The sequence below is a fragment of the Streptomyces sp. McG3 genome (assembly GCF_018619185.1).
Lineage (GTDB): Bacteria > Actinomycetota > Actinomycetes > Streptomycetales > Streptomycetaceae > Streptomyces.
Map to the genome: position 1 here is coordinate 1 of NZ_JAAXYC010000334.1, position 8,338 is coordinate 8,338.

8 protein-coding genes are annotated in these 8,338 nt (G+C 72.9%); 5 read left to right on the forward strand and 3 right to left on the reverse strand.

From position 1 onward, the window contains the following. Positions 1-4: 4 nt before the first annotated feature. A complete protein-coding gene (locus tag HET64_RS33230) occupies positions 5-1,645 on the forward strand; it encodes a phospho-sugar mutase (RefSeq protein WP_215110884.1) in 1,641 nt (546 codons plus the stop codon). A gap of 94 nt (positions 1,646-1,739) precedes the next feature. On the opposite strand, the gene HET64_RS33235 is transcribed toward HET64_RS33230, so the two are convergent. Beyond that, positions 1,740-2,378, reverse strand: a complete 639-nt coding sequence (locus tag HET64_RS33235) for a PH domain-containing protein (protein ID WP_215110874.1) — start codon at positions 2,376-2,378, stop codon at positions 1,740-1,742. A 176-nt stretch (positions 2,379-2,554) separates the two neighbouring features. Between HET64_RS33235 and deoC the strand changes: the two genes are divergently transcribed. From deoC to HET64_RS33250, 3 genes are read left to right on the forward strand one after another with little or no spacing between them, the layout of a single operon-like run. Continuing rightward, positions 2,555-3,502, forward strand: a complete 948-nt coding sequence (gene deoC / locus HET64_RS33240; RefSeq protein ID WP_215110875.1) for a deoxyribose-phosphate aldolase — start codon at positions 2,555-2,557, stop codon at positions 3,500-3,502. A gap of 5 nt (positions 3,503-3,507) precedes the next feature. Continuing rightward, positions 3,508-4,947 (forward strand): aldehyde dehydrogenase family protein, encoded by a 1,440-nt coding sequence (locus HET64_RS33245; protein WP_215110877.1) that lies wholly within the window; start codon positions 3,508-3,510, stop codon positions 4,945-4,947. Further along, entirely contained in the window at positions 4,937-5,854 is a 918-nt protein-coding gene (locus HET64_RS33250; RefSeq protein WP_215110878.1) for an aldehyde dehydrogenase family protein, read from the forward strand. Before HET64_RS33245 ends, HET64_RS33250 begins: the two co-directional genes overlap by 11 nt. 75 nt (positions 5,855-5,929) lie before the next feature. Here the strand turns inward: HET64_RS33250 and HET64_RS33255 are convergent, their stop codons facing one another. After that, positions 5,930-6,349, reverse strand: coding sequence for a hypothetical protein (locus HET64_RS33255; protein WP_215110880.1), 420 nt, complete (start codon positions 6,347-6,349; stop codon positions 5,930-5,932). Positions 6,350-6,411: 62 nt separating this feature from the next. On the opposite strand from HET64_RS33255, the gene HET64_RS33260 reads away from it, so the two are divergent. After that, positions 6,412-7,122, forward strand: a complete 711-nt coding sequence (locus HET64_RS33260; RefSeq protein ID WP_215110882.1) for a uridine kinase — start codon at positions 6,412-6,414, stop codon at positions 7,120-7,122. Positions 7,123-7,143: 21 nt separating this feature from the next. Here HET64_RS33260 and HET64_RS33265 read toward each other — a convergent pair whose 3' ends face one another. Next, positions 7,144-8,205, reverse strand: a complete 1,062-nt coding sequence (locus tag HET64_RS33265; protein WP_308370416.1) for a hypothetical protein — start codon at positions 8,203-8,205, stop codon at positions 7,144-7,146. Positions 8,206-8,338: the final 133 nt, after the last annotated feature.

Below are 8,338 nucleotides of genomic sequence, written 5' to 3' on the forward strand. Positions count from 1 at the left end.
CCCCGTGCAGCACGACCTCATCGCGCAGGCCAGGACCTGGCTGGCCGAGGACCCCGACCCCGAGACGCGCGCGGAGCTGGCCGCGATCATCGAGGCGGGGGACGCCCAGGAGCTCGCCGCCCGCTTCGCGGGCACGCTCCAGTTCGGCACCGCCGGGCTGCGCGGGGAGCTGGGAGCCGGTCCGACGCGGATGAACCGGTCCGTGGTGATCCGGGCGGCGGCGGGCCTCGCCGCCTACCTCAAGGCGCAGGGCGAGGAGGGCGGCCTCGTCGTCATCGGCTACGACGCCCGCTACAAGTCGGAGGACTTCGCGCGCGACACCGCGGCCGTGATGACCGGGGCCGGGCTGCGCGCCGCCGTGCTGCCCCGCCCGCTGCCCACCCCCGTACTGGCGTACGCCATACGGCATCTGGGAGCGGTCGCCGGTGTCGAGGTCACCGCCAGCCACAACCCGCCGCGCGACAACGGCTACAAGGTCTACCTCGGCGACGGCTCGCAGATCGTGCCTCCGGCCGACGGCGAGATCGCCGCCGCCATCGACGCCGTCGGCCCACTGGCGGGCGTGCCGCGCCCCGAGGACGGCTGGGAGACCCTCGGCGACGAGGTCCTGGCCGCCTACCTCGCCCGTACGGACGCGGTCCTGGCCCCCGACAGCCCCCGTACGGCACGCACCGTCTACACCGCGATGCACGGCGTCGGCACCTCCGTGCTGACCGCCGCGTTCGAGCGGGCCGGGTTCCCGGCACCGGTGCTGGTGGCCGAACAGGCCGAGCCCGACCCCGCCTTCCCCACCGTGGCCTTCCCCAATCCGGAGGAGCCCGGCGCGATGGATCTCGCCTTCGCCACCGCGCGCCGGGCGGCGCCGGACCTGGTGATCGCCAACGACCCGGACGCGGACCGCTGCGCCGTGGCCGTGCCCGACACCGCAACGGAGGGCGGCTGGCGGATGCTGCGCGGCGACGAGGTGGGCGCCCTGCTGGCCGCGCACCTGGTGGAACGGGGCGTGAGCGGCGTGTTCGCCGAGTCGATCGTGTCGTCGTCGCTGCTCGGCCGGATCGCGGAGAAGGCGGGCCTCGGATACGAGGAGACGCTCACCGGCTTCAAGTGGATCGCCCGGGTCGACGGCCTGCGGTACGGGTACGAGGAGGCGCTCGGCTACTGCGTCGACCCCGAGGGCGTCCGCGACAAGGACGGCATCACCGCCGCGCTGCTCGTCGCCGAGCTGGCCTCCGTGCTCAAGGAGCGGGGCCGCACGCTCCTGGATCTGCTGGACGACCTGGCGCTCGCGCACGGCCTGCACGCCACCGACCAGCTCTCGGTGCGGGTGGAGGACCTCTCCGTCATCGCGGACGCCATGGCACGGCTCCGCGAGCAGCCGCCGACCGCGCTGGCCGGCCTCGCCGTCACCTCGGCCGAGGACCTGGCGCGGGGCACGGACAAGCTGCCGCCGACAGACGGGCTGCGCTACCGGCTGGAGGGGGCCAGGGTGATCGTCCGCCCGAGCGGCACCGAGCCGAAGCTGAAGTGCTACCTGGAGGTCGTCGTCCCGGTGGCGGACGCGGCCGGGCTGCCCGCCGCGCGGGCCCGGGGGGCCGAACTGCTCGCCGGGATCAAGCAGGACCTGGCGGCGGCAGCGGGCATCTGACGCACCGCTTCACGCCGAAGGGCCGGCACCCCCGGGAGGGGGCCGGCCCTTCGGCGTCCGCTGGCGTCGGCTCCGAGGCCACCCGGCAGGCCTCTCAGCCGAGCGCCCCCACCACCACGAGCAGAACGGCTCCCGCGACGGCCGGGGCGATCACCTCGTACGCCCAGCGCACGGAGCCCCGGTCCACGCCCTCGGCGGTCGTGTCGCCGGCCCGCTCGGCGATGTCCCGCAGATCGCGGACCGTCTGGTCGGCGGACGCGGTGCGCGCGGCGGAGTCGCGGACGTCGGCGCTGACGGAGGTGCGGCCGTAGGGGTCGTCGTGCGCCGCGCGGGCCGCGCTGCGCGCCGCGCGCTTGCGGGCGCGCAGGGAGACCGGGATCGCCCACAGCTGGTACTTCGTGCCGTCCTGGGCGAGCAGTTCGGAGGAGTACGAGGCCCGTACGTCGGCGACCTCGGTCCAGGGCAGCTGGATCGTCCGGAACGGGTTGCGGACCCGGATGCGCTCGTCGTCCGCGAAGACCGCGGGCCGCAGGGTGAACGCCACGACCAGCGGCACCACGAGGAGCAGCGCGGCCGCCGCCAGCCAGGGCATCCGTCCCTCGCCCCGGATCATGGCGTCGCCGGCCATCCAGGCGATCAGCAGGAGCAGCAGCGACCCGCAGACCAGTGCGGCGACGGAACGGTAGGTCCGTGTCGCGGGGGGCGGCTCTGCGGGGGGTGTGGGGCTCGTCATGGGGCCGATTCTGCCTGACGGGCGCGGAGGGCGGCGCAGCGGACGCACCGCACGGCCGCCCGTCGCCGGACCGTGGCGTCCCGGGGGAGGACGCGCGGGTGCGGGGTGCGGGACGCCCGGATGGCCCGGCCCCCTGTACAGGTCGCTACGCGCGTAGATATGCTCCCCTGGTGACCATGCCCACCACTGCTCCCGCATTTTCCGACGCGACGGCGTCCGACAGTGCGCTGCGCCGCTTCCTGTTCGGGCTGCCCGGCGTCGACGCCGTCGGCCTCGAAGCGCGCGCCGCCTCCCTCGGAACCCGTTCGATCAAGACGACGGCCAAGGCGTACGCGATCGATCTCGCCATCTCGATGATCGACCTGACGACGCTGGAAGGCGCGGACACCCCGGGCAAGGTCCGGGCTCTCGCCGCCAAGGCCGTCAACCCCGACCCGACCGACCGCACCGCCCCGCGCACCGCCGCGGTCTGCGTCTACCCCGACATGGCGGCCACCGCCGCCGCCGCGCTGGCCGGCTCCGGTGTGAAGGTGGCGTCCGTGGCGACCGCCTTCCCGGCAGGCCGTGCCGCGCTGGACGTCAAGCTCGCGGACGTCCGCGACGCCGTGGCGGCCGGGGCCGACGAGATCGACATGGTGATCGACCGGGGGGCGTTCCTCTCCGGCCGGTTCCTGAAGGTGTACGAGGAGATCCTCGCCGTGAAGGCGGAGTGCGGCGAGGCCCGGCTCAAGGTGATCTTCGAGACCGGCGAGCTGTCCACGTACGACAACATCCGCCGGGCCTCCTGGATCGGGATGCTGGCGGGCGCGGACTTCATCAAGACCTCGACCGGCAAGGTGGCCACCAACGCCACCCCCGCCAACACGCTCCTCATGCTGGAGGCCGTCCGCGACTTCCGGGCGCAGACCGGTACGCAGATCGGCGTGAAGCCGGCCGGCGGCATCCGCACCACCAAGGACGCGGTCAAGTTCCTGGTGCTGGTGAACGAGACCGCGGGCGAGGACTGGCTGGACCCGCACTGGTTCCGGTTCGGCGCGTCCAGCCTGCTCAACGACCTGCTGATGCAGCGCCAGAAGCTCAGCACCGGCCGTTACTCCGGCCCCGATTACGTGACGGTGGACTGATAGCCATGGCATCCGCATTCGAGTACGCACCGGCGCCGGAGTCCCGCTCCGTCGTCGACATCGCCCCGTCCTACGGGCTTTTCATCGACGGCGAGTTCACCGAGGCCGCCGACGGCAAGGTCTTCAAGACCGTCTCGCCGAGCAGCGAGGAAGTCCTCTCCGAGGCCGCGCGGGCCGGCGCGGCGGACGTGGACCGGGCCGTGAAGGCGGCCCGCAAGGCGTTCGAGAAGTGGTCGGCGCTGCCCGGCTCCGAGCGCGCCAAGTACCTGTTCCGGATCGCCCGGATCATCCAGGAGCGCAGCCGCGAGCTCGCCGTTCTCGAAACCCTCGACAACGGCAAGCCGATCAAGGAGACCCGCGACGCGGACCTCCCGCTGGTCGCGGCGCACTTCTTCTACTACGCGGGCTGGGCCGACAAGCTGGACCACGCGGGGTACGGGGCGAACCCCCGTCCGCTGGGGGTGGCCGGCCAGGTCATCCCGTGGAACTTCCCGCTGCTGATGCTCGCGTGGAAGATCGCCCCGGCGCTCGCCACGGGCAACACGGTGGTCCTCAAGCCCGCCGAGACGACCCCGCTCAGCGCTCTGTTCTTCGCGGACATCTGCCGCCGGGCGGGACTCCCCAAGGGCGTCGTCAACATCCTCACCGGTTACGGGGACGCGGGCGAGGCCCTCGTCACGCACCCGGACGTGAACAAGGTCGCCTTCACCGGTTCGACCGCCGTCGGCAAGGCCATCGCGCGCTCCGTCGCGGGCACGGACAAGAAGGTCACGCTGGAGCTGGGCGGCAAGGGCGCGAACATCGTGTTCGACGACGCGCCGATCGACCAGGCCGTCGAGGGCATCGTCACCGGGATCTTCTTCAACCAGGGCCAGGTCTGCTGCGCCGGTTCCCGGCTGCTGGTCCAGGAGTCGGTCCAGGACGAGGTGCTGGACGCCCTGAAGCGCCGGCTGTCCACGCTGCGCCTGGGCGACCCGCTGGACAAGAACACCGACATCGGCGCGATCAACTCCGCCGAACAGCTCGCCCGGATCACCTCCCTGGTGGAGACCGGCGAGGCGGAGGGCGCGGAGCGCTGGAGCGCACCCTGCGAACTGCCCTCGTCCGGTTACTGGTTCGCCCCGACGCTCTTCACGAACGTCACCCAGGCGCACACGGTGGCCCGCGACGAGATCTTCGGCCCGGTGCTCTCCGTCCTCTCCTTCCGCACCCCGGACGAGGCGGTCGCCAAGGCGAACAACAGTCAGTACGGCCTCTCGGCCGGCATCTGGACGGAGAAGGGCTCCCGCATCCTCGCGGTGGCGAACAAGCTCCGCGCGGGCGTCGTCTGGGCCAACACGTTCAACAAGTTCGACCCGACGTCGCCGTTCGGCGGCTACAAGGAGTCGGGCTACGGCCGCGAGGGCGGCCGCCACGGCCTGGAGGCGTACCTCGATGTCCGATAACAACCGACTTGACGTCTTCAAGACCTACAAGCTGTACGTCGGGGGCAAGTTCCCCCGCTCCGAGAGCGGCCGGGTGTACGAGGTGAGCGACTCCAAGGGCCAGTGGCTGGCGAACGCGCCGCAGTCCTCCCGCAAGGACGCGCGCGACGCGGTCGTGGCCGCGCGCAAGGCGTTCGGCGGCTGGTCGGGCGCGACCGCGTACAACCGCGGCCAGGTCCTCTACCGCGTCGCGGAGATGCTGGAGGGCCGCAAGGACCAGTTCGTCCGTGAGGTGGCCGCCTCCGAGGGGCTGTCGAAGTCCAAGGCGGCGGCCGTGGTGGACGCGGCGATCGACCGCTGGGTCTGGTACGCGGGCTGGACCGACAAGATCGGGCAGATCTCCGGCGGGGCGAACCCGGTCGCGGGCCCCTTCTTCAACCTCTCCACCCCCGAGCCGACGGGCGTGGTCGCGGTCCTCGCGCCGCGGAGGTCGTCGCTCCTCGGCCTGGTCTCGGTGATCGCCCCGGTCATCGCGACCGGCAACACGGCGGTCGTCGTCGCCTCGGCCGACGCCCCGCTGCCCGCACTGTCGCTGGGCGAGGTGCTGGCCACCTCCGACGTGCCCGGCGGCGTGGTCAACATCCTGTCGGGCGTCACGGCGGAGCTGGCGGCCCCGCTCGCCGCCCACCAGGACGTGCAAGCGATCGACCTCACCGGCGCGGACACCGCCCTGGCGAAGGAGCTGGAGATCGCGGCCGCGGACAACCTGAAGCGCGTCCTGCGCCCGGGCGCACAGTCCGCGGACGGCGCGGCGGACTCCGCGGACTGGTCGGCCTCCCCCGGCACGCACCGCCTGACGGCGTTCCTGGAGACCAAGACGGTGTGGCACCCGACGGGCGCCCTGGGAGCCGCCGGCTCCTCGTACTGACGCACACCCGATGCCCGGACGGGGCCGCCCTCCCACCCCGGGGCGGCCCCGTCCGCCGTCTCTCCGCGCCGGGCGTCAGCCGGTGATGAGCCCGGTGACCGTCCCCACCACCGGCAGGTCGCCCAGCGAGCCGCCGCTGGTGAGCGGGTCCGTGAGGACGGCCGTGGTCAGCGGCTTGAAGTCCGCGACCTGGGTGCCCACGGCGTTGTCCAGGGGGTCCACCCCGGTGTTGGCCAGCGGGTGCAGCTGGAGGTCGGTGATCGGGGCGACGCTGCTGGCCAGCGAGGTCCCGAGCGCGCTGGTCACCGCCGGTCCGGCCGTCTCGCCGACCGCCTGGAGGGCCGCGGCGCCCTGGTCCGGGATCTCCGCGACCGGGGGCAGCTGAACGGCCCCGGCGGAGCCCGCACCGGCCCCCAGGGCGGCCCCCAGCGCGGTGATGGTCAGACCCGCGCGCAGCAGGACGCGACGTTCGGGCTTACGTGCATGAAGTGCCATGTTTTCCACCTGATCGAACCTGGTCGGGTAATCGTCTGTGCGCGCAGAGTAGTTGAGGTGTGATGCTGGATACCAACAGGAGGCCCGAGGGGTCCCCTGCGCGGGTCAATGCCTCACACTTCTGTTCTGTGAGTTCCCAACCGATCCCGACCCGCGTCGTGCTGCTCGCGGGCCCCTCCGGCTCCGGCAAGTCCGTCCTGGCCGCCCGCACCGGCCTGCCGGTGCTGCGCCTGGACGACTTCTACAAGGAGCACGACGACCCGACGCTGCCCCGGGTGCCAGGCTCCTCGGACATCGACTGGGACTCCGCCGGGTCCTGGGACGCGGAGGCGGCGGTGGCCGCCATCGCCGAGCTGTGCCGGTGCGGCCGTACGGACGTTCCCGTGTACGACATCGCCACCAGTTCCCGTACGGACCACGAGGCCTTCCACATCGAGCGGTCACCGCTGTTCGTGGCGGAGGGCATCTTCGCGGCGGACATCGTCGAACGCTGCCAGGACCTGGGGCTGCTGGCCGACGCGCTGTGCCTGCGCGGCCGCCCGTCCACCACGTTCCGGCGGCGGCTGGTGCGGGATCTGCGCGAGGGCCGCAAGTCGGTGCCGTTCCTGCTGCGGCGGGGCTGGCGGCTGATGCGGGCCGAACGCCGCATCGTGGCCCGCCAGACGGCCCTGGGGGCGTATCCCTGCGGCAAGGAGGAGGCGCTGGGGCGGTTCGCCGCCGCGGCGGCGGGGCGGTGCCGACGGGCGAGCGTGGGGGCGCCGGTCCCCGAGTAGGGACGGGCGCCCCGCTCGTGCTCAGCCGGCGGGGGCCGCGCAGCCGAAGGTCTGGGCGGCGGCCTTCACGAAGGGCTCGGCATAGGCGTCCCGCCGCGGAAGGTCCGCGTGGAGCTTGCTCGCTTCCCGGTACTGCTGCCCGGACGCGACCGCCAAGTAGAGAGCGCCGCCATCGGCGCAGGGCAGAATCATCCCGGGCCCTCCGTCGACGACTTCGGCTTCCCGGCCGTCCGGAGCCCTGTCCTTGATCGTGCCCGGCGCCTTCCGCACGGCCGCGAGGAGCTGCGGGTCCCGGAAGGCCGTGTACTTCATGAAGCCGTCGGCACGGACGGAACCGCCTGTCTCGTCGTCCAGGGTCAGCTCACAGGTCCACACGTCGGCGGGTGCCTCCTGTCCCGCTTCGAGAACCTCCGTACCTGCCGGGACCCGGCCCCGCACGGTCAGGCCGTCCAAGCCGCACACCTGGCCTTCGGTGACCGGGCGGGCGGCCTCGGAGCGGGGCGGTACGGGCTTCCCGGTCTTCCCGGGGAGATCGCCGCAGCCCGCCCTGGCCCCGACGGCACGCGCGGTGTCGGTGGTGAGGTCGGCGAACGCCGCGCGGTCGGGGATCCGTTCGGAGGAACTGACTCTGACGATCACCGGCTGGTCCGTCCAGCACTTCTCGGGCAGCAGGGCCCATCCCTTGTAAGCATCGACCCCGCCGGTCACCGCCCCGGAGAAGAACGACGCCTCCGGCAGGTCCGACAGGTACTCGATGCCCAGGAGTTCGTCCCCTCGCTCCGCCCAGACCCGTACCGTCAGCTCGCCCTCGCCGGAGCCGAGCACGACGGACGACTTCCCGACCCTGCACACCGTGTCCGTCAGGTCCCCGTCGAGGCCGTCCCCTTCGGAATCGAGCCGGCCGCCCCCCGGAAGAACCGCGTCCGCCTGCGCGGCCGAGACCAGCCCGCCACAGAGCCGTTCCTCCGTCAGCACATTGGTGTTGCGCCAGGCGTGCAGCAGCCCCGCCACCATCACGACCAGAACGGCCACGACAGCCCAGAGCTTCCACACCGGCCTCGTACGGCCCACTGCTGTGCTCACTTGATCGCTTCCTGGTTCGCGGGGGCCGCGGGCAACGGCGCCGGCCACACCGTAACGGTCGGGACGCACGGAGAAGCGGGGCCGTACAGGACCCCCCGGCCCGTACGACCCCGCTTCTGTCTCCCCCGTGACC

Bases quoted from the DNA above. Each gene is read 5' to 3' on its own strand.
- HET64_RS33235 (WP_215110874.1), bottom strand. From the start codon at position 2,378: ATGACGAGCCCCACACCCCCCGCAGAGCCGCCCCCCGCGACACGGACC.
- deoC (WP_215110875.1), top strand. From the start codon at position 2,555: ATGCCCACCACTGCTCCCGCATTTTCCGACGCGACGGCGTCCGACAGT.
- HET64_RS33245 (WP_215110877.1), top strand. From the start codon at position 3,508: ATGGCATCCGCATTCGAGTACGCACCGGCGCCGGAGTCCCGCTCCGTC.
- HET64_RS33250 (WP_215110878.1), top strand. From the start codon at position 4,937: ATGTCCGATAACAACCGACTTGACGTCTTCAAGACCTACAAGCTGTAC.
- HET64_RS33255 (WP_215110880.1), bottom strand. From the start codon at position 6,349: ATGGCACTTCATGCACGTAAGCCCGAACGTCGCGTCCTGCTGCGCGCG.
- HET64_RS33260 (WP_215110882.1), top strand. From the start codon at position 6,412: ATGCTGGATACCAACAGGAGGCCCGAGGGGTCCCCTGCGCGGGTCAAT.